The following is a 20,092-nucleotide window of genomic DNA, read 5'->3' on the forward strand; positions in this document are numbered from 1 at the left end:
GGCCCCGGCAGAGTCTAGTGACGCGACCCGTGGATCACGCGGGAAATCGAATGGGGGACAGGTGACCGCTCTCATTGGTCTCGACGAGGCCGAACAACTGGGGATCGAGGAGGTGCACGAGCTTTACCGCGCGCACATCAACAAGAGCCAGGTCCGGTTGATGACCTCGTTCGGCTTCGGCCGGGAACTGGTCGACCACGCGGAAGGCGCTTACCTGCACACCCGGGACGGGCGCAGGGTCCTGGACTTCACCGGCGGCGTCGGCGTGCTCAACCACGGGCACAACCACCCGCGCATCCTGGCCGCCCGGAGGCGTTTCCAGGAACGCAAGCGCATGGAGGTGCACAAGACGTACTTCTCGCCCTACCTCGCCGCGCTGGGCCACAACCTCGCGGCGGTCCTGCCCGGTGATCTGAACCGATCCTTCCTGCCGAACTCCGGCGCGGAGGCGGTCGAGGGCGCGGTCAAGCTGGCCTACAAGTACCACGGGGGCCGGCGCAAGCAGATATTACGCGCGGACAACAGTTTTCACGGAAAACTTCTCGGTTCGGGAGGCCTCACCGGGAGCGCGCAGAACCGCTTCGAGTTCCCCACCATTCCCGGTATCCGCACGTTCGCCTACGACGACCTGGACTCGGTGCGCAAGGTCCTCGCCGAAGCCAGGGACGCGCGCGGCCGAAGCGATGTCTACGCGTTGCTGGTCGAACCGTTCAGCGCGTCCACGATGCGCCGGTGTTCGGAGGAATTCCTGCGCGGGCTGCGCGACCTGTGCACCGCCGAGGACATCGTGCTGATCTTCGACGAGATCTACACCGGGTGGGGCAAGACGGGCAGCATGTTCTACTTCATGCGCCACGAAGGCCTGGTGCCCGACGTGGTCACCACGTCGAAGTCGTTCGGCGGCGGGAAATCGTCGATCTCGGCCTACATCGCGCGCGAACCGGTGTTCCGCAAGGCCTACGACAACATGTCCGACGCGATGACGCAAAGCACCAGCACGACTTACTACGGGTTCGGCGAGGAGACCGCTACGGCCATCGAGGCCGTCGCCATCGCCGTCGAGGACGACTACCCGGCCCGCGCCCGCGCGTTGGAGGCCGTGCTGGAGCCGGGCCTGGAGCGCGTCCGCAAGACCCACCCGGACCTCATCGCGGACGTGCGGGGCGCCGGCGCGCTGTTCGGCGTCTTCCTGGCCGGCGGGCCGAAGGTGCTCGACCTGGTGGGCAAGCTGCCGGCGGGCCTGGCCAAGGACCCGCTGATCCGCACGAAGATCATCACCGCGGCGGTCATCCACACCCTGTACCGCAAGCACGACATCTACACCTACAACACGCTCAACGGCCGCAGCCCGCTCGTGGTCAGCCCGCCCCTGGTGGCCGAACCGGAAGAGGCGGAGCGGTTCGTGGACGCCCTGGACGCCACCCTCGCCGAGGGCATGACCCGGCTGCTGGGCCGGTTCGTGCGGGAGCGGGTGACGTCGTGGTGACCATCGCCGTCACGGGGGCCGCCGGCGTGCTCGGCGCGCACCTCACCGAGCGCCTGCTGCGCGAGGGCCACCACGTCCGCGCGTTCGACCTGCGGCCGGTGGCCGCCCGGCCCGGCCTGGAGCCGTCCACCGGCGACATCCGCGACCCGCGCGCGCTCGCCGGGGCGTTCGGCGGGGTGGACGCCGTGGTGCACTGCGCCTCCGCGCTGCCCAGCTACCCGGCCGCCGACATCACCTCCATCGTCGTGGAGGGCACGACGACCGTGCTGGAGGCCGCACGGGCGGCGGCCGTGGCCCGGGTCGTGCACATCTCCTCGACCGCCGTCTACGGCCTGCCCCGCCGGGTGCCCACGCCCGAGGACCACCCGCACGAGCCCGTGGACACCTACAGCGCGGCGAAAGCGGCGGCCGAGGTGGTCGCCGAACGGTTCCGCGCCGAGGGCGTGTGCCTGCCGGTGCTGCGCCCCAAGACGTTCCTCGGGCCGGGCCGCATGGGGCTGTTCGACATGCTCTTCCAGTGGGCCGAGGAAGGCCGCGACTTCCCCGTGCTGGGCAAGGGGGACGTGCGCATCCAGATGCTGGCGCTGGACGACCTGGTGGACGCGGTCGTCACCGTGCTGGACGCCCCGGACGACGTCGCCTGCGACACCTACAACATCGGCGCGGCCGAGTTCGGCACGCTGCGCGAGGACTTCCAGGCCGTGCTCGACGCGGCCGGGCACGGCAAGCGGGTCGTGTCGGTGCCCAGCGGACCCGCCGTGGCGGTGCTGCGCGCGCTGGAGCGCACGAAGCTGTCGCCCGTCTACGGCCGGCTGGTCCACAAGCTGCTCGCGGACTCGTACGTCAGCGTGGACAAGGCCCGCGACCGGCTCGGCTTCCGCCCGCGGATGTCCAACCGCGCCGCCATCCTCCAGACCTACGACTGGTGGCGCGGCCGGCGGACCACCGCGCCGGGGACCGGCGGGCGGACCAGCCGCGACCCGTGGCGGCAGGGCGTGCTGGGGTTGGCGAAGGTGTTCTTCTGACATGGCGGCGCCCGAGTCGACCCGGCGGCGGTGGTGCCTCGGGACCCGGCTGGTGGTGGCCGCGACGGCGGTGTGGGCGGTGTTCCTGCTCCTGCACGTCCTGCTGGCCGGCCGCTGGTGGCCGTGGCTGGTCCTGGAGGCGACCCCGCCCCCGGCCCTGGTCGTCGTTCCCGCGCTGCTGCTGGTGGTCACGTGGTTCGCGCGGCCGGTCCGCCGCCGCCTCGCGGCCGTCCTGGGCGTCCTGCTGCTGGTCGGCGCGCACCTGGCCGGTTACGTGCCCCCGTGGTCGGGCAGCGTCGCCGCCGCGCCGGGCCGGGAGGTCGAGGTCTTCGCCTGGTCCACCGACTACTGGCAGATGTCCGACGACAAGGACGCCTTCTACGCCTACCTGCGCGAGCAGGACGCCGACGTCTACCTGTTGCAGGAATACCTGTACTGGGAGGGCGACAACCCGATCCGGATCGACGACACGGCCCGGCTGCGCGCGGAGTTCCCCGGCTACGAGCTGTCCGTGGACGGCGAGCTGCTGACGCTCACGCGGCTGCCCGTGGTCGCCACCCACCACCGACCCGACCCGGGCACCGACACCGGCTGGTACTGGCAGGGCACGAAGTCCCAGCGCACCGACCTGCGCGTGGGCGACCGCACGGTCTCCTTCTACAACGTGCACCTGCCGGTGCCGTTCCGGATCGGCGACCACCCGTTCAGCGCCCGCTTCCACCGGTTCCTGCACGACCAGGGCACCTGGCGGCTGCGCGAGCTGGAACGGCTGCGCGCGGACCTGGCGGGCAACCCGAACCCGGCGGTCGTGGCGGGCGACTTCAACTCGCCCTGGATGGAGCTGACCGGGATCGGCGGCGGCACGCGCGCGCACCACCCCGGGGACGGCGTGGCGTCCTCCCCGTCCTGGCCGGTCTCCGACTACCCGTTCCCGCGGCTGTGGCGGTTGGACTGGCTCTACACCTCCGGGGACCTGGCCGTCCCCGGCTACCGCTTCGGCGGCGGCGAGGCGTTCTCCGACCACGCGGCCCAGGAGGTCCGCGTCGTCGTCCCGCCCGCGCCGCGATGACTTCCGAGGAAGAGGAGCACCGTGTTGCAACCCGACAGGTTCGACGTGACGGTGATGCTCGACTACTACGCCCCTTACGTCTCCGGTCTGACCGAGTCCGCGCGGTTGACCGCCGAAGGGCTCGCCCGGCGCGGCTGGAAGGTCGCGGTGGTGTGCGCCCGGCACGACCCGGCGCTGCCGCGCCATGAGGTGCTCAACGGCGTCCACGTGTTCCGCGCTCCGGTGCTGGCGCGGGTCAGCCGCGGGTTCCTCAGCCCGCAGCTTCCGTTGCTGGCCAAGCGGCTCGCGGCCCGTTCGGACATCCTGCACGTGCACCTGCCCAACCCCGAAGCCGCGTTCGTGGCCGCGGGCCGGGGGAACGCCAAGCTGGTCGTGACCTACCACATCGACGCGTTCCTGCCCGAGGGCGTGGTCAACCGCTTCGGGCTGTGGCTGGTGGACCGGGTGTGCGCGGCGGCCGTGCGCAGGGCGGACCTGGTCATCACCAACAGCGAGGAGCAGGCCCGGGGCTCGCGGATCTGGCCGACGATCCGCCGCCGCGCCCTGCTGCCGATCCCGTCCCCGTGCCTGGACCGCACCGGCGGCACGCCGCGGCTGCGCGACGGCGACGGCCTGCACGTCGGGTTCATGGGCCGGATCACCGTGGAGAAGGGCATCGAGTACCTGATCCGGGCGTTCCGGTCCATCCCGGACCCGGACGCGCGGCTGCTGGTCGCCGGGGACTGCACGTCCGTGGCCGGCGGCAGCAACATCGCGCAACTGCGGGACGAAGCCGGTGACGACCGCCGGATCCGGTTCACCGGGTTGTTGCGCGGCGACGAGGTGCGGGACTTCTACGCGTCCATCGACGTGTTCGCGCTGCCGTCGATCGCCGAGTCGTTCGGGATCGTACAGGTGGAGGCGATGATGACCGGGGTCCCGCCGGTGACCACCGCGATCCCCGGGGCCGACCACCCCGTGCTGGCCACGGGGTTCGGGAAGCTGGTGCCGCCGCGCGACCCGGTGGCGTTGCGCGCGGCCGTGCTGGAGATGGCGCGGCTGCCCGCCGAGGACCGGGAGGCGGGACGCGAGGCCGCGACGAAGCTGTTCGGCGGCGAGACCTCCCTGGACGCGCACGAAGAGGCGTTCGCGCGGCTGCGGGGGCGGCCGTGATGGGGCTCAGCGGCGAAGACCTCGCGGCCGGCCACCGGACGCCGGCCCTGGTGGTGCCCGCGCGGTCGCGATTACCGGCGCTGGCGTTGTTGCGGCCACGGCAATGGGTGAAGAACATCTTCGTGCTCATCGTGCCGCTGGCGGTGGACCCGGTGGCGTTGTGGGCGCACCTGGTGCCCGCACTGTCCACAATGGTCACCTTCACCGCCGCTTCGGCGGCCGTGTACGTGCTGAACGACTGGCTCGACCGCGAGAAGGACCGGCTGCACCCGGTCAAGCGGCACCGGCCGGTCGCCAGCGGCCGGGTCGGGCCGGTGCGGGCCGCGCTGCTGGGGTCCGGGTGCCTCGCGGCGCTGGTGGGGTGCGGGGCGCTGCTGCCGCCGCCGGTGCAGGCGGCGGTCGCCGGGTACGCCGTGCTGAACCTGGCCTATTGCCTGCGGTTGAAGCACTACCCGCTGGTGGACGTGAGCGCGGTGGCCCTGGGGTTCGTGTTGCGCGCGGTGGCGGGGTGCCTGGTGGTGGCCGCGCCGTTCAACCCGGCCCTGATCCTCTGCGTGTACTTCACGTGCCTGCTGATGTCGTTGGGCAAGCGGCGGCACGAGCTGGCCGGGTTGCGGGGGCGCGCAGCGGCGCAACGGCCCGCCCTGACCGGGTATTCGGTGCCGCTGCTGGACCAGCTCATCGCCGTGCTGCTGGCGGCGACCCTGGTGTCCTACGAGATGTTCGTGCTGTCCGGGCCGCAACCGGGGGCGGCGGTGCTCGCGGTGGTGACGGTGCCGTTCGTGGTGTTCGCGTTGTGCCGGTACGCCTACCTGCTGGCGGAGCACCGGGGTGGTGAGCCCGGCAGGGACGTGCTCACCGACGTGCCGTTGGTGGTCAACGCGGTGCTGTGGTTGGCCTGTCTGGCTCTGGGGAGGCTGCTGTGAAGGTGGTGGTGGTCGCCACGGGCGCGCCGCCCGATCCGCTCGGCGGGATCGGGACGTACGTGGAAGGGCTGCTCGGGGGGATGGCCTCGGCGGACGCGGAGGTGCACCTGGTCGGGGCGTCCCGGCACCGCGACCTGCCCTTGGTGTCGCGGGACGGTCGGGTGACGGTCCGGCGGGTGCCCACCGGGTTGCCGGGGTCGCGGTGGGGGATGGCGGTCGCGGTCGCACGGCTCAACCTCGCCGGTGTGGCGGAGGTCTGGCGGCTGCGGAAGGCGGTGGACGTCGTCGCGGTGCACGACTGGATGTGCGCGCCCGCCGGGCTGGTCTGCGCGGTGTTGCTGCGCGTCCCGGTCTGCTACCACGTGCACTCCGCCGAGACCTTCCACGGCGACGGGAGCCGGGGGCCGGTCGCCGCGCTCGGGCGGCTGCTCAACCGGGCGTTGAGCCGGTGCGCCCGGCTGGTCGTGGTCCCGTCGGCGGAGACGGTGGCCGCCGTGCCGCACCTGGCCGGCCGTGACGACGTGGCCGTGGTGTCGCACGGCGCGGGCAAGGCGTGGCGGATGGCGTGCCCGGACGACGACGAGCGGGCCGTGGTGCGGGACAAGGTCCGGGCGCTGTACGGGGTCGGGGAGGGGCGGCGGCTGGTCGTGTACGCCGGTCGGTACGCGGCGCACAAGGGCGTGCTCGACCTGCTGGACGCGTTCCGGCGGGTGCTGGACGACGGCGTGGACGCGACCCTGGTGCTGGCCGGGTCCGGGTGGCCGGACACGGTGTTCGACGACCGGGTGCACGACCGGGTGCGGCGGCTGGGCCTGGACGACCGGGTGCACGTGCTCGGGCGGTTCCTGGACACCGACGACCTGCGGGACCACCTCGTCGCCGCCGACGCGTGCGTGTTCCCCTCGACCTACGAGCCGTTCGGGTTCGTGGCGCTGGAGGCGATGGCGCTGCGGGCCCGGACCGTCGTGGGACCCGGGTTCGACCCGGACGTCGTGGGCAGCGCGGAGGGGGCGTGCCTGCGCACGGCGACCGTCGAGCCGGGGGAGTTGGCGGGGGCGATCGTCCGGGCGTTCGAGGAGGACCCGGGCGACCGGGGCCGGCGGTACGTCCTGGCCCACCACTCCTGGGAGGCGGCGGCTGCCCGCACGCTGCGGGCCTACGCCGGGGCGGTCGGCCGGTGACCGTCCTGGTCCGAGCCCGGTCGTGGACCCCGGCGCTGGTGTCCGCCGGCGCGAGCGTGCTGGTGACCGCGGCCAGTCTGCTCATCGCCCGGCACGACGGGTTCGCGGTGTTCGGCGAGTTCGTGGCCGTGCAGGCGGTCGGCGTGGTCCTCGGCATCCCGATGCTGTGGGGCGTGCACGTCGGCGCGAGCCGCGCCATCGCGGCCGGGTCCGACGCGGGCGTGGTCGTGGGGACGGCGGTGGCCGTGGTCCTGGCGGCCTGCGTGCTGACGGCCGGGGCGTACCTCGCGGTGGTGGCGGTGGTGGGCGCGGCTGCGCCGCTGTGGCACGCCGCGGGGCTCGGGGCGTCGGCGGCGGTGATGACGCTGGCGGAGTCGCTGCTGCGGATCCGGGGGCGGCAGGCGCTGGCGTCCGGGCTGCGGCTGGGGTACGGCGCGGCGTACCTCGCCGCGGTGCTCGTGGTCGCGGGACAGGGGAGTCCCGCGCTCTACTCGGTGTTGATCATGTGTGGCAACACCGCCTGTGCGGCGCTGATGATGGCCGGTCTGGGCTGTGCGCCCAAACGCGGGGACGCGGGCCTGGCCCGGACGTTCCTGCGCGAGGGGTGGGCGTACAGCACGGGCCAGTCGCTGCTGGCGCTGCTGTTCGGGTTCGACGTGATCCTGCTGGCGCAGGCGGCCGGCCCGGCGGCGGTCGGCGTCTACGCCCTGTACGTCGGCGCCTGCCGCCGGGTCGTCGGGGTGCTGTTCACCGACTCGCTGGCGTCGGTGCTGATCTCGCGGCTGGCCCGGCGCGACGCCGCGACCGGCCGGCGGGCCGTGCTCGGGCACGCGCCCCGCCTGGTCGCGGCGTCGGTGCTCGGGGCGTCGGCGCTGGTCGTCGTCGGCCTGGCCGCCGCGGACGCGCTGGAGCACCTGGTCGTCGGATGGCTGGTGCTCACGGCCGTCGGGTGCACCGCGCACGCGGTGGTGATCGTGGTGTTCTGCGTCTTCACCGTGCAGCCGGACCTGGGGCTGGCCCGGGTCCGCCGGGCGTTGGCCGTGGCCTTCGCGCCCGGACTGGGCGTGCAGGCGGCGGGGGCCGTCCTGGCCGGCGCGCCGGGCATGATCGCCGCCTTCGCCGCGGTCAACACCGTGCTGGCGTGGTGGTTCCTGGCGGTGCTCCGCCGCTCGCCGATCGCTTCTACCACAAGGGGAAACCGATGATGTCACCACAGCTCAAGCTGCTGCCCAGGGCGGGGCTGACGCCCACCAGCGACGTGGACCACCCGCAGTGGAACCACCTGCCGGTGCTGCGCGCGGTCCAGCGGCGGCGGTTCCGGATCGTCGTGGACCTGCTCGGCGGCACGCGCTTCGGGCGGCTGCTGGAGATCGGGTACGGCAGCGGGGTGTTCCTGCCGGAACTGGCCCGGCACTGCGACGAGCTGCACGGCGTGGACCCGCACCCGATGCGCGAGCGGGTGGCGGCGAACCTGGCGCGGCACGGCGTGGTCGCGTCCCTGGCGACCGCCGGCGTCGAGTCGTTGCCCTACGACGACGGGTACTTCGACTGCCTGGTGTCGGTGAGCACGCTGGAGTACGTGCCCGACATCGACGCGGCGTGCCGGGAGATGCGGCGGGTGCTGCGGCCCGGCGGCACGCTGGTCGTGTGCACGCCGGGCGCGACCTCGGTGTGGGACCTGCCGCTGCGGCTGCTCACCCGGCAGGGCCCCGGCCAGTACGGCGACCGGCGGCAGACGCTGCAACCCGCGCTGCGCAGCCGGTTCCGGGTGGTCGGGGAGGTCCGCGTGCCCAACGCCGGCGGCAGCGCCCTGCGGCTCTACACCGGGCTGCGGTTGCGCAACGGGTGAGGCCCCGTGGGGGCGGGACGCGGCCCGCCCCCACGGCCGCCGGATCAGGTCGTCCTGCCGCCCAGCAACGCGCTGGTGAGCGACTGGCGCTGGTCGGTCATCTCACGGGCGATGTCGAGCAGTTCGTCACCCACCACCGGGACGGCCGAACCGTCGCGCCGCACCGCTTCCAGGACCGCCCGGCGCAGGAGTTCCTTGATGAAGCTCGCCGTCACGCCCTCGGTCGCCTCGACCACCGGGGCGAGGTCGGCGCGCAGGTCCACGTCCCGGCCGTAGAGGCGGAGCAGCCGCGACCGGCCCTCCGCGTCCGGTCGGGGCACCTCCACCGCCAGGTCCACGCGGCCGGGGCGGTCGGTCAGCGCCCGTTCCAGCTCGTCCGCCCGGTTGGTGGTGAGGACGAACGTGACGTCCGCGTCCGCGCCCACCCCGTCCATCGTGTCCAGCAGGGCGAACAGCAGCGGGGACGAGCCGGTCGGGCCGTGGCCGCGTTCCATGGCGATCAGGTCCACGTCCTCGATGACGACCATCGACGGTTGCAGCCGCCGGGCCAGGGCGGCGGCCTGGTTGAGGAAGCGCATCGCCGGGCCGGTCAGCAGGATCACCGTGCACTCGCGCAGCCGGCTCATCAGGTAGCGCACGGTGTGGGTCTTGCCGGTGCCCGGCGGGCCGTGCAGGAGCAGGCCGCGCTTGAGGTGCTGACCGGCGGCGAGCAGCTGCTCCGAGTGCTCGGCGATGCCGACCACGTGCCGCTCGATCGAGTCGAGCAGGCCCTCGGGCAGCACCACGTCGTCGGGGCCGAGGGCGGGCCGCGGCAGGAACGTCACCAGGTCGTTGCCCCGGTGCTCGCTCACCCCGAACGCGAGCACCTGGCCGCGCAGCGCGTTGTGCTCCCGCATCAGCCGCTCGACCTCGACGCCGGTGGCGCGGGCGGCGGCCCGGTCGGCGGCCAGGACCTCCAGCTTGCACGCCGGCGGCCCGTACTCGTTGTAGCCGCGGATGCCCACCAACACCGGGGTGCCGTCGGGCGCGCGGGTCGGCGCGAGGCCGAGCTGGACGACGTCCACGCTCTCGTCGGGCCCGACCGCGGTGGTCGCGAACTCCGCCGCCCCGAGGTCGTAGACCTTCTGGTGCCGGGCCGAGACGAGCATGTCCACGATGTCCTCGTGCCCCCGCTGCTGCCCGCTGATCCCGAACCACTCGGGGTCCGGGGTGTGGTCGCCGAGATACGCCTCCACGCCGCGGTGCAGGTTGACGTGCTCCCACACCTCGAACCGGCTGACCACCGACACGACCTCGCCCATGTCGCACCCGAGGTGTTCGAGGACCTTGGCGATCAGCGGCGGTGGTCGGTCGTCGGCCTCGACCAGCCCGTCGGCGAGGGCGAGCAGCCGCCGCAACCCCAGGGCCAGCGCTTTCACATCTTCGGGATTCACATCCCCCATGTCCTCCACGAGCGTGAGTCTCTTGCGTCGAACGGTCGAGGTGCATCCGGGAAGACCCCGAGACACCCCCGGTTCCCTGGTGCGTCACCGCCACGGGGCTCCCCGGCCCAAGGGCCGATTCCCGCCGGCCGCGGGCCGTCGCGGACGTCGAGACTGGTGCCCGTGACCTCGGAAATCCCCCTCCACCAGCCCATCGAGCCCGGCATCCTGTACTTCGGCACGCCCGTCATCCTGGTCTCCACCGACAACGAGGACGGCACGCCCAACCTCGCCCCCATCTCCTCCGCCTTCTGGCTCGGCTGGCGGGCGGTCCTGGGCATCGGGGCCAGGGCGCACACCGCGCGCAACCTCCTGCGCACCGGCGAAGCCGTGCTCAACCTGCCCTCCGACCGGTTGGCGGCCCACGTGGACCGGCTCGCCCTGACCACCGGGGCCGACCCGGTGCCGCCGGGCAAGGTCGAGCGCGGGTACTCCCACGTGGCCGACAAGTTCGCGCGGGCCGGGTTCACGGCGGTGGCGTCGGAGACCGTCGGGCCGCCGCGGGTGGCGGAGTGCCCGGTGGCCATGGAGGTCGTGGTCGAGGCGGTGCACCCGGTGGCCGACCGCGACGAGCGGCAGCGCGGGTCGATCCTGGCCGTCGAGGTGCGGGTGCAGCGGGTGTTCGTGCACGACGACATCAGGGCGCCGGGGTCGGCGGACCGCATCGACCCCGACCGCTGGCGCCCGCTGATCATGAGCTTCCAGAAGTTCTACGGGCTCGGCCCGCAGGTGCACCCGTCCACGCTGGCCCGGATCCCGGAACGGCTCTACCGGGGACCGGACATCGAGCGCGCCCGGAGCGTGCCGGCCCGCGCGTGAACCTCAGCAGGCGCAGTCGGCCGCGGTGTCGTTGCGGCGTTCCAACAGGACGGTGTCGCGCCACACGCCGTGGTGCTGGGCGATGCGTTCGCGCACGCCCACCGTGCGGAAGCCGGCCGCGTGGTGCAGGGCGATGCTGGCCCGGTTCTCCGGGAAGACCGCCGTCTGCAGCGTCCACAGCCCCGCCTGGTCGGCGGCGGTGACCTGCTTGTGCAGCAACGACTTCCCGACACCGCGACCGCGCGCGCCGTCGCCCACGTAGACCGACGTCTCCGCCACGCCCGCGTAGCACTCCCGGGCGGAGACCGGGGTGGCCGCCGCCCAGCCGACCACCTCGCCGTCGATCTCGGCGACCCAGCGGTGGTCCGGGAGCCACTTGGCGTCCAGGGTGCGGCGGCTCGGGGTCTCGGTCTCGAACGTGGCGTTGCGGGTGGCGATGCCCTCGCCGTAGATGCGGCGGACGTCGGTCCAGTCGTCCTCGGTCATCGCGCGGACGGTGACGTCGGCGGGCAGGTCGCTCGGGCAGCACGGTCGGGTGACGACGGTGCCCATGACGGCGTCGGCGGCGTGCGGCAGGCCGGTGCAGCACGCCTGGTTGACCGACACGAGGGTCTGGGTGCCCTCCTTGCGCAGGCGCACGAACCCGGTCTCGGCGAGCTTGCGCAGGTGGTGGGAGCAGGTGGGCTGGCTGACGCCGATCGCCTCCGCCAGGGTGCCGACGGCGATCTCGCCGGGCGACACGGCGACGGTGTGCAGCAGGCGGACCCGCGTCGGGTCGGCCAGGCAGGCGAACCACTGGGCGTAGGTCGTCGCGTCCTCGACCGGCAGGGTGGCGGGCGTCAGCGTGGTCGTCATGGTGCTGACTATAGAGGGCCGGAGAGGTTGCGCCCATAGATGTCGGTCTATAGAGTCCCCTTGCATTGATAGAAGGACGTCGATGAAAGGGGTAGTGGCGTGAGCGAGCTTCCGGTGGTCGTGGTCGGTGCGGGTCCGGTGGGGTTGGCCGCCGCGGCGCACCTGCTGGAGCGGGGTCTGCGGCCGTTGGTGCTGGAGGCCGGTCCCCGGGCGGGCGCGGCGGTGGCGCAGTGGAAGTACGTGCGGCTGTTCTCGCGGTGGTCGGAGCTGGTGGACCCGGCGGCGCGCCGGCTGCTGGAGCCGACCGGGTGGCGGGCGCCCGAGGGGTACCCGACCGGCGGCGAGTGGGTCGCGGACTACCTGGAGCCGCTGGCCGAGGAGTTGGACCGGTACGTCCGGTACGACTCGCGCGTGGTCGGGGTGGCCCGGCGCGGGCGGGACCGGGTGGTGGACGCGGGCCGCGAGACCGAGCCGCTGACCGTGCACCTGGCGGGGGAGCGGATCGCGGCGCGGGCGGTCATCGACGCGTCCGGCACGTGGGGTGACCCCAACCCGCTGGGCGGCGACGGGCTGCCCGCGCTGGGGGAGCGGGAGGCCGCGGACCGGATCGCCTACCGGGTGCCGGACCTGGCGGCGGAGCGCGAGCGGTACGCCGGCAAGCGGATCGCGGTGGCCGGCAGCGGGCACTCGGCGTTGACCGCGCTGGTCGTGCTCGCCGAGCTGGCCGAGCGGCACCCCGGCACGCACGTCACGTGGCTGCTGCGCCGGGGCGCGGTGGGCAACGTCTTCGGCGGCGGCGAGGCCGACCAGCTCCCGGCGCGCGGCGCGTTGGGGCTGCGGGCCAAGGCCGCGGCCAAGGCGGGCAACGTCGAGGTGGTCACCGGGTTCCGCACGGCGGTGGTCGAGCGGCACGGGGAGCGGCTGGTGCTGGAGTCGCAGGACGGGCACCGGCTGGAGCCGGTGGACGAGGTCGTGGTGCTGACCGGGTTCCGGCCGGACCTGTCGTGGCTGTCGGAGGTGCGGCTGGAGCTGGACCCGGTGTTGCAGGCCCCGGTCGGGCTCGCGCCGCTGATCGACCCGAACGTCCACTCGTGCGGCACGGTCTACCCGCACGGCGCGAACGAGCTGCGCCACCCGGAGCCGGGCGTGTACCTGGTGGGGATGAAGAGCTACGGGCGCGCGCCGACGTTCCTGACCCTGACCGGGTACGAGCAGGTCCGCAGCGTGGTCGCGGAGATCGCGGGCGACCACGAGTCCGCCGGGCGGGTGGAGCTGACGCTGCCCGAGACGGGGGTGTGCGGCGGGTCCGGGGTGTTCGACGCCGAGCCCGAGGCCTCGTCGGGCGGCTGCTGCGGCACCCCGCAGGTCCTGACCCTGTCCGCCCCCGGCGCGCGCTGCTGAGGACGCGCCGGGGATGCGCCGCGGTGCGCGCCGGGGATGCGCGGCGCGCGGCTCGCTGAAGGCGCGTGGCGTGCGGGCGGCTGAGGACGCGCGGCCCGGCGCGGTGGTGGGGCCGCGTCGGGTCCTGGCGGTGCTGTGCCTGACCCGGATCACCGCCTGGGGCGTGCTGTTCTACGCCTTCCCCGTGCCGGCGCCCGGCATCGCCGCGCACACCGGCTGGTCGGCCACCGCCGTGATCGGGGCGTTCTCGGTGGCGCAACTGGTGTCGGCGGCGGCCCGGGTGCCGGTCGGCCGCCTGCTGGACCGGGTCGGTCCGCGGCCGGTGATGACGGCCGGGTCGCTGGTCGCGGTCGGCGCGCTGGTCGGGATGGCGTCCGCGCCGTCGCTGCCGTGGTTCTTCGCCTGGTGGGTGCTGGTCGGGGCGGGCATGTCGGCGACCCTCTACCAGCCCGCGTTCGCCGCGCTGACCCGCTGGCACGGCGACCGGCGGGTCGCGGCGCTGACCGTGTCGACGCTGGTCGGCGGGCTGGCCAGCACGGTTTTCGCGCCGCTGACCGCGTTGCTCGCCGAACACCTCGACTGGCGGCGGACCTACCTGCTGCTGGCCGGTGTGCTCGCCGTCCTGACCGTGCCGGCGCACCTGTTCGGCCTGCGCCGGCCGTGGCCCGCGCCGCCGGTCGCGGCGCACCGGTCCGAGGACCCGACCGTGATCGCGCGCAGCCGCCCGTTCGCGGTGCTGGTCGTGGCGATGAGCCTGGGCGGGGTCGCGGTGTACGCGGTGGTGGTCGCGACGGTGCCGTTGTTCGCCGAACGCGGGATGCCGACGACCGTCGCGGCGTGGGCGCTGGGCCTGGCCGGCGTCGGGCAGGTGCTGGGACGCCTGGGGTACGGGCGGCTGGTGGCGCGGACGTCGGTGCGGGCGCGCACGGTCGCGGTCCTGCTCGCCGCCTCCGCCACCGCCCTGCTCCTGGGCCTGGTCCCCGGCCCGGCGGTCGCGCTGATCGCCGCGTCCGTCCTGGCCGGAGCCGCGCGCGGCACCTTCACGCTCCTGCACGCCACCGCCGTCACCGACCGGTGGGGCACCCGGCACTACGGGCGGCTGGGCGGCCTGCTCCAAACGCCGCTGGCGGTGACGGCGGCGGTGTCGCCGTGGATCGCCGCCGCGGTCGCCGAACGGCTCGGCGGCTACCCGGTCGTGTTCGTGCTGCTGGCGGCGGCCGGCGCGGTGGCGGCGGTGCTGGCGCTCAAATCCGTGCCGTCGCGCCCCCCGCATTGACCCCGGCGGGTTCGGTCAAGCATCATTGAGTCAATGACTACTGACTGGCCTTCCGACCTGGTGGTCCGGGCGCGGGTGCACGCGGCGCTGGGCGAGCCTGCGCGGCTGGCCGTGGTCGAGCACCTGCTGCTCGGCGACGCCTCGCCGGGCGAACTCGGGCGTGCCCTCGGCCTGCCCAGCAACCTGCTGGCCCACCACGTGAAGCTGCTCGACCAGGCGGGCGTGGTGGAGAAGTTCCGGTCCGAGGGCGACCACCGCCGCACCTACCTGCGGCTGCGCGCCGACGCCCTGGCCGGGCTCACCCCCACCGGGCAGCGCGAGGCCGCACGGGTGGTGTTCGTGTGCAGCCGCAACTCCGCGCGCTCGCAGCTGGCCGCCGCGCTGTGGAAGCGCCGCAGCCGCGTCCCGGTCGCCAGCGCCGGCACCCGCCCGGCCGAGCGCGTCCACCCCCTCGCGGTGGAGACGGCCCGCGCGCACGGCCTGTCCCTGGCCCGCGCCCGCACCCGCCACCTCGACGACGTGCTGCGGCCCGACGACCTAGTGGTGGCCGTGTGCGACAGCGCCCACGAGGAGCTGGGCGGCGACCCGGCCCACCGCCTGCACTGGTCGGTCGCCGACCCGGCCTCGCCCGGCACCCGCGACGCGTTCGACGCCGCCTACCGCGACCTGTCCGACCGGGTCGACCGCCTGATCCCCGCCACGCGCACGCCCCAGGAGCCCTGATGCGCCCCCTGTCCCACCGGCTGCTCGCGGAGTACCTGGGCAGCCTGCTGCTCGCCGCGCTCGTCATCGGCTCCGGCATCGCCGCGCAGACCCTGTCCCCGAACGACGTCGGCCTGCAACTGCTGGAGAACGCCGCCGCCACCGCCGTCGGCCTCTACGCGATCATCCTGGTCTTCGGCCCGGTCAGCGGCGGCCACTTCAACCCCGCCGTCAGCCTCGCCGACGCCGCCCTCGGCGGCCTGGCCTGGCGCGACGTCCCCGCCTACACCGCCGCCCAGGTCGCCGGCTGCGTCAGCGGAGCCGTCCTGGCCAACACCATGTTCGACCTCGCACCGGTCAGCGTCGCCACCACCGACCGCGCCACCCTGCCCCACGGACTGTCCGAAGTGGTCGCCACCGCGGGCCTGCTGCTGGTGGTCTTCTCCCTGGCCCGCACCGGTCGCGCCGCGCTCGCCCCGGCCGCCGTGGGCGCCTACATCGGCGCGGCGTACTTCTTCACCAGCTCCACCAGCTTCGCCAACCCCGCCATCACCGTCGGCCGCGCGTTCACCGACACCTTCGCCGGCATCGCGCCCGCCTCCGTCCCCGCCTACCTGCTCGCCCAGCTCGTCGCCGTCCCGGCGGCGGTCGTGCTGGTCCGCGTGCTGCACCCGACCACCGCTCCCGCCACCGAAGGGCAACTCCGTTGAGCCGCAAGCCCGAAGTCCTGTTCGTCTGCGTCCACAACGCCGGCCGCTCCCAGATGGCCGCCGCGCTGCTGCAGCACTACGCCCTGGGCCGCGTCACCGTCCGCTCCGCCGGCTCCGCACCCGCCGAGCACGTCAACCCCGCCGCCGCGAAGGCCCTGGCCGAACTGGGCCTGGACATCACCGCCGAGGTCCCCTCCAAGCTGACCACCGAGGACGTCGAGACCTCGGACGTGGTCATCACCATGGGCTGCGGCGACACCTGCCCCGTCTTCCCCGGCAAGCGCTACCTGGATTGGGACCTCGAAGACCCCGCGGGCCAGGGCCTCGACGCCGTCCGCCCGATCCGCGACGACATCGACCGCCGCGTCCGCGCCCTGCTCGCCGAACTCCTCGACGGGAACGCCTAGGCCGGCCCGCGGACGCGGTAGGCGCCCGGCGTGACCCCGGTCCACCGACGGAACGCCCGGGTGAACGTCGAAGCGTCCGTGTACCCCAGGCGCAGCGCGATCGGCTCGACCCCCAACCGGGTCGTGGTCAGCAGCTCGACCGCCGCCGCGTGCCGCGCCTCCGCCGCCACCCGGTGGTACGACGTGCCCTCGGCGGCCAGCCGTCGCCGCAAGGTGCGTGCGGACATGTGCATCCGGGCGGCCGTCGTCTCCATGTCCAGGACGCCGGCCGACCGGAACACCTCGCGCACGCGCGCCGCCACCACCCCGTCGAGCCGGCCGAGCATGAGCAGGTCGCACTCCCGGGCGCACACGCGCATGGTGTGCGGGTCGGCCTGCGGCAGTGCCCGGTCCAGCAGGGCGGTCGGGGCCACCAGCGCGTCGCGTGGCGCGCCGAAGGTGACCGGGACGTCGCGGAAGAGCCCCGGCGTCGGCGCGCGGCGCAGGTCGATCCGCAGCAGCGGCACCGGTTCGCCGAGCAGCCCGCCGATGATGCCGCGGATCGACTCCAGTTCCCGCTCCACCACGAAGTCCCGCACGGCCGGGGGCACGCCGGCGTCGTCCACCTGCACCCGCACCTCCGGCCCGGCCACCCGCACCGACACCCCGGCCGTGGCGTAGGTCAGCGGCAACCGGCGCAGCCCGACCTCGGCGGCCACCCGCAGCGTCGGGCTGGCCAGCAGCGCGAACCCCCACACGCCGTAGTGCCGCAGCCGCAGGCGCGACCCCACGTCGATGCCCAGCCCCGGCCGCGGGCACGCGCGGACCAGGTTCTGCGCCACCACCAGCTCCTGCGCCGCGCGGACCACCGCCGCCGGGTCCTCGACCTGCTCGGGCGTGACCCCGCTGCCGGTGAGCAACGTCCGGACATCCACCCCGTGCTCGCGCCCCACCGCGACCATGCCGCGAACGCCTGCCGTGCCGCGCCGGCCGGAAATGCCAACCGGCCGTCCCGTGATGTCTACGGCGTGCACCGCCGTCCTCCCTAATGTCCATTGCAGGGGGCGCCGGTGCCCATCACCGGAACCAACCGTACAAGCGATTCCGGGGCACATCTGTGAATGCGCCGGAAATCATTCGACCGGCCTAGGAAAAGGAGCGGCACATGAGCCGAACGGTGTTGGTCACCGGCGGCAATCGCGGTATCGGGCTGGCCACCGCACGGGCGTTCGCGGAACGGGGTGACCGGGTGGCCGTCACCCACCGCGGCGCGGTCGTGCCGGACTACCTGTACGGCGTGCGCTGCGACGTCACCGACCCGGAGGCGGTGGAGGCGGCCTTCGGGGAGGTGGAGGAGAAGCTGGGTCCGGTGGAGGTCCTGGTGGCCAACGCCGGCATCACCGACAGCACGCTGATCACCCGCATGACCGAGGACCGCTTCGCTCGCGTCGTGGACACCAACCTGACCGGCGCGTGGCGCTGCGCGCGGCGGGCGGTGGGGCCGATGGTCCGCAACCGCTCCGGCCGGTTGATCTTCATCTCCTCGGTCGCCGCGACCTACGGCAGCGCGGGCATGACGAACTACGCGGCCAGCAAGGCGGGCCTGATCGGCCTGGCCCGGTCGCTGGCCCGGGAGCTGGGCAGCCGGCAGGTCACGGCGAACGTCGTGGCGCCCGGGTACGTCGTGACCGACATGACCGCGGACCTGCCGCAGCAGTACGGGGCGGCCTACCGCGACGCGATCCCGCTGCGCCGGTTCGCCGAGCCGGAGGAGGTGGCGTCGGTGGTCGAGTGGCTCGCGGGACCGGCCGCCGGCTACATCACCGGCGCGGTCATCCCGGTGGACGGCGGCATGGGGATGGGGCACTGATGGACGTCCTCCTGGTCGCCGACCCGCTGCGCCGGCCACCCGCCCTGCCCAGCACCGTCCCGGGCCCGGACACCGTCTCGACGGCGCTGCGCAGACGCCCGGACGTGGTGCTGGCGGACACCGCCGACGAGGAGCCGGTCCGGCGGCTCGCCGACGCCGGCCTGCGGGTCGTCGCCCTGGTCTCCCCGCACGAACTGGCCCGCTACCTGCACACCGGCGCACGCGGGTTCGCCTGCCGGGACGGGCGCGACGCCGAGGCGGCGGCGCGGGCGGTGGCCGCCGGCGGCACCTACCTGGCCGCCGGGCTGGTGGACCGGCTGCGCGCCTCGCCGCCGCTGCGGCACCTGACCGACCGCGAACGCCAGGTGCTGCGGCTGGTCGCCCAGGGCCGGTCCAACCGCGAGATCGCCCGGGAGATGCACGTGACGGCGGCGACGGTGAAGACCCACGTCTCCCACATCCTCACCAAGCTGGCCCTGCCCAACCGGATGCACGCGGCCCTGCTGGCGCAACGGGAGGGCCTGCGCTGCTGACCCGCCCTACGAGCCGGTGAAGGCCAGCACCACGTTGTGGCCGCCGAACCCGAAGGAGTGGGACAGGGCGGCGGTCACGCGGGTGCGGCGGGGGCCGTCGGCGACGACCTCCAGCGGCACGTCCGGCTCGGTCAGGTTCACCGTCGCCGGGATGAGGCCGTGGTGCACGGTGAGCACGGTGAAGGCGGCCTCGATCGCCCCCGCCCCGCCGATGCAGTGCCCGGTCACCGACTTGGTCGCCGTGACCAGCGGGTGCGATCCCAGGGCGGCCAGGATCGCCGAGGCCTCCACCCGGTCGCCGACCCGCGTGCCGGGAGCGTGGGCGTTGACGTGATCGACGTCGTGCGGGTCGAGGCCGGCGGTGCGCAGGGCCTCGCCGATCGCCCGCACCTGGCCGTCCGGCGCGGGGGCGGTCATGTCGTGGGCGTCCGCGCTCATGCCCGCCCCGGCCAGCACCGCGTACGGGCGGGCGCCCCGGGCGCGGGCGTGGGAGGCCCGCTCCAGCACCAGGGCGCCCGCGCCCTCGGCCATCAGGAACCCGTCGCGGTCCCGGTCGAACGGGCGGGACGCCGCGGTCGGGGTGTCGTTGCGCCGCGACAGCGCGCCCATCCGGGCGAACGTCGAGAGGGACAGCTCGCCCAGGCAGGCCTCCGCGCCACCGGCCAGCACGACGTCCGCCCGACCGGTCCGCAGCAACGACCAGCCCCACGCGACGGCTTCCGCGCCCGACGCGCACGCGCTGGTCGGGGCGTGGGCCCCGGCGCGCGCCCCCAGGGCCAGGCTCACCGCCGCCGCCGGGCCGTTGGGCATGAGCATGGTGACGGCGAACGGGGACACGCGGTCGGGGCCCAGCTCCCGCATCCGGTCGTGCTGGGCGACCAGGGTCCCGCCGCCGCCCAGGCCGGTGCCGACGACCACGGCGAACCGCTCCGGCGGCACGTCCGGCCGGCCCGCGTCGGCCCACGCCTCCCGGGCCGCGACCACCGCCACCTGCTGGCAGCGGTCCCACCGGCGGGCCTCCACGCGGTCCAGCACGGCGGTCGGGTCGGCGCGCAGCGGCGCCCCGATCCGCACCGGCAGGGACCCCGCCCACGGCAGCGTGACGGCCCCGGACTCGCCGGCCAGCAACGCCGCCCACGACGTCGGCACGTCACCGCCCTGCGGCGTGGTCAGGCCCAGCCCGGTCACCACCACCGGGTCGTCGGGCGGCGGGGGCAGGGTGGGGTGCAGGGCGTGCTCGATCCGCGGCGTCCGCGCTGCCATCGTCGTTCCCCTTTCGTCGGTGGGTGCAGGCAAGCACGGTCGCGCGCCGCGCCGGATCGGCCGCGCGGCCGATTCGCCGCGCCGCGCGCCCGGCTTACGTTTCCGGTC

The 20,092-nt window shown here is 74.4% G+C and carries 20 protein-coding genes; 16 read left to right on the forward strand and 4 right to left on the reverse strand.

Annotation, left to right across the window (positions count from 1 at the left end; translation table 11 throughout):
- Nucleotides 1-61: 61 nt before the first annotated feature.
- Genes AB0A74_RS10170 through AB0A74_RS10205 form a run of 8 tightly spaced genes read left to right on the forward strand, consistent with a single transcriptional unit; the run spans nucleotide 62 to nucleotide 8,688 of the window.
- Nucleotides 62-1,486 carry an aspartate aminotransferase family protein gene (locus AB0A74_RS10170; RefSeq protein WP_358248495.1) on the forward strand — a complete coding sequence of 475 codons (1,425 nt, stop codon included), beginning with the start codon at nucleotides 62-64 and terminating at the stop codon, nucleotides 1,484-1,486.
- On the forward strand, nucleotides 1,483-2,511 hold the full coding sequence (locus AB0A74_RS10175; RefSeq protein ID WP_358248496.1) for an NAD-dependent epimerase/dehydratase family protein: 1,029 nt from the start codon (nucleotides 1,483-1,485) through the stop codon (nucleotides 2,509-2,511). Before AB0A74_RS10170 ends, AB0A74_RS10175 begins: the two co-directional genes overlap by 4 nt.
- Nucleotide 2,512: 1 nt before the next feature.
- The gene (locus tag AB0A74_RS10180) at nucleotides 2,513-3,580 is read left to right on the forward strand and encodes an endonuclease/exonuclease/phosphatase family protein (protein WP_358248497.1); all 1,068 of its coding nucleotides are present in this window, start codon (nucleotides 2,513-2,515) and stop codon (nucleotides 3,578-3,580) included.
- Between the two features lie 21 nt (nucleotides 3,581-3,601).
- Entirely contained in the window at nucleotides 3,602-4,732 is a 1,131-nt protein-coding gene (locus AB0A74_RS10185; protein WP_358248498.1) for a glycosyltransferase family 4 protein, read from the forward strand.
- Nucleotides 4,732-5,658: a UbiA prenyltransferase family protein gene (locus AB0A74_RS10190; RefSeq protein WP_358248499.1), complete on the forward strand. Its 927-nt coding sequence runs from the start codon at nucleotides 4,732-4,734 to the stop codon at nucleotides 5,656-5,658. The genes AB0A74_RS10185 and AB0A74_RS10190 overlap by 1 nt, the downstream gene beginning before the upstream one ends.
- On the forward strand, nucleotides 5,655-6,839 hold the full coding sequence (locus tag AB0A74_RS10195) for a glycosyltransferase family 4 protein (RefSeq protein WP_358248500.1): 1,185 nt from the start codon (nucleotides 5,655-5,657) through the stop codon (nucleotides 6,837-6,839). Before AB0A74_RS10190 ends, AB0A74_RS10195 begins: the two co-directional genes overlap by 4 nt.
- A complete protein-coding gene (locus tag AB0A74_RS10200; protein WP_358248501.1) occupies nucleotides 6,836-8,044 on the forward strand; it encodes a hypothetical protein in 1,209 nt (402 codons plus the stop codon). The genes AB0A74_RS10195 and AB0A74_RS10200 overlap by 4 nt, the downstream gene beginning before the upstream one ends.
- On the forward strand, nucleotides 8,041-8,688 hold the full coding sequence (locus tag AB0A74_RS10205; protein WP_358248502.1) for a class I SAM-dependent methyltransferase: 648 nt from the start codon (nucleotides 8,041-8,043) through the stop codon (nucleotides 8,686-8,688). Before AB0A74_RS10200 ends, AB0A74_RS10205 begins: the two co-directional genes overlap by 4 nt.
- A gap of 44 nt (nucleotides 8,689-8,732) precedes the next feature.
- On the opposite strand, the gene AB0A74_RS10210 is transcribed toward AB0A74_RS10205, so the two are convergent.
- Nucleotides 8,733-10,130, reverse strand: a complete 1,398-nt coding sequence (locus AB0A74_RS10210) for an ATP-binding protein (RefSeq protein ID WP_358248503.1) — start codon at nucleotides 10,128-10,130, stop codon at nucleotides 8,733-8,735.
- Nucleotides 10,131-10,292: 162 nt separating this feature from the next.
- Here AB0A74_RS10210 and AB0A74_RS10215 point away from each other — a divergent pair, with 162 nt between their 5' ends.
- Entirely contained in the window at nucleotides 10,293-10,988 is a 696-nt protein-coding gene (locus AB0A74_RS10215; RefSeq protein WP_358248504.1) for a flavin reductase family protein, read from the forward strand.
- A gap of 3 nt (nucleotides 10,989-10,991) precedes the next feature.
- Here AB0A74_RS10215 and AB0A74_RS10220 read toward each other — a convergent pair whose 3' ends face one another.
- Nucleotides 10,992-11,843 (reverse strand): metalloregulator ArsR/SmtB family transcription factor, encoded by an 852-nt coding sequence (locus AB0A74_RS10220; protein ID WP_358248505.1) that lies wholly within the window; start codon nucleotides 11,841-11,843, stop codon nucleotides 10,992-10,994.
- Nucleotides 11,844-11,942: 99 nt separating this feature from the next.
- Here AB0A74_RS10220 and AB0A74_RS10225 point away from each other — a divergent pair, with 99 nt between their 5' ends.
- The 5 genes from AB0A74_RS10225 (at nucleotide 11,943) to AB0A74_RS10245 (ending at nucleotide 16,339) form a co-directional block, all read left to right on the forward strand.
- Nucleotides 11,943-13,244: an FAD-dependent oxidoreductase gene (locus tag AB0A74_RS10225; RefSeq protein ID WP_358248506.1), complete on the forward strand. Its 1,302-nt coding sequence runs from the start codon at nucleotides 11,943-11,945 to the stop codon at nucleotides 13,242-13,244.
- 70 nt (nucleotides 13,245-13,314) lie between these two features.
- Entirely contained in the window at nucleotides 13,315-14,520 is a 1,206-nt protein-coding gene (locus AB0A74_RS10230) for an MFS transporter (RefSeq protein ID WP_358248507.1), read from the forward strand.
- A 33-nt stretch (nucleotides 14,521-14,553) separates the two neighbouring features.
- Nucleotides 14,554-15,243, forward strand: a complete 690-nt coding sequence (locus AB0A74_RS10235; RefSeq protein ID WP_358248508.1) for an ArsR family transcriptional regulator — start codon at nucleotides 14,554-14,556, stop codon at nucleotides 15,241-15,243.
- Entirely contained in the window at nucleotides 15,243-15,932 is a 690-nt protein-coding gene (locus tag AB0A74_RS10240; protein WP_358248509.1) for an aquaporin, read from the forward strand. The genes AB0A74_RS10235 and AB0A74_RS10240 overlap by 1 nt, the downstream gene beginning before the upstream one ends.
- The gene (locus AB0A74_RS10245) at nucleotides 15,929-16,339 is read left to right on the forward strand and encodes an arsenate reductase ArsC (RefSeq protein ID WP_358248510.1); all 411 of its coding nucleotides are present in this window, start codon (nucleotides 15,929-15,931) and stop codon (nucleotides 16,337-16,339) included. The genes AB0A74_RS10240 and AB0A74_RS10245 overlap by 4 nt, the downstream gene beginning before the upstream one ends.
- Here the strand turns inward: AB0A74_RS10245 and AB0A74_RS10250 are convergent.
- Nucleotides 16,336-17,280 carry an AraC family transcriptional regulator gene (locus tag AB0A74_RS10250; protein ID WP_358248511.1) on the reverse strand — a complete coding sequence of 315 codons (945 nt, stop codon included), beginning with the start codon at nucleotides 17,278-17,280 and terminating at the stop codon, nucleotides 16,336-16,338. The two genes, AB0A74_RS10245 and AB0A74_RS10250, sit on opposite strands and share 4 nt — an antisense overlap.
- A 203-nt stretch (nucleotides 17,281-17,483) precedes the next feature.
- On the opposite strand from AB0A74_RS10250, the gene fabG reads away from it, so the two are divergent.
- Together fabG and AB0A74_RS10260 are read left to right on the forward strand one after the other, a co-directional pair.
- Nucleotides 17,484-18,188, forward strand: a complete 705-nt coding sequence (fabG, locus tag AB0A74_RS10255; protein ID WP_358248512.1) for a 3-oxoacyl-ACP reductase FabG — start codon at nucleotides 17,484-17,486, stop codon at nucleotides 18,186-18,188.
- Entirely contained in the window at nucleotides 18,188-18,721 is a 534-nt protein-coding gene (locus tag AB0A74_RS10260) for a response regulator transcription factor (protein ID WP_358248513.1), read from the forward strand. Before fabG ends, AB0A74_RS10260 begins: the two co-directional genes overlap by 1 nt.
- Nucleotides 18,722-18,727: 6 nt before the next feature.
- Here the strand turns inward: AB0A74_RS10260 and AB0A74_RS10265 are convergent, their stop codons facing one another.
- Nucleotides 18,728-19,984, reverse strand: coding sequence for a beta-ketoacyl-[acyl-carrier-protein] synthase family protein (locus AB0A74_RS10265; protein WP_358248514.1), 1,257 nt, complete (start codon nucleotides 19,982-19,984; stop codon nucleotides 18,728-18,730).
- Nucleotides 19,985-20,092: the final 108 nt, after the last annotated feature.

The organism is Saccharothrix sp. NPDC042600, assembly GCF_040647305.1.
GTDB lineage: Bacteria > Actinomycetota > Actinomycetes > Mycobacteriales > Pseudonocardiaceae > Actinosynnema > Actinosynnema mutabilis.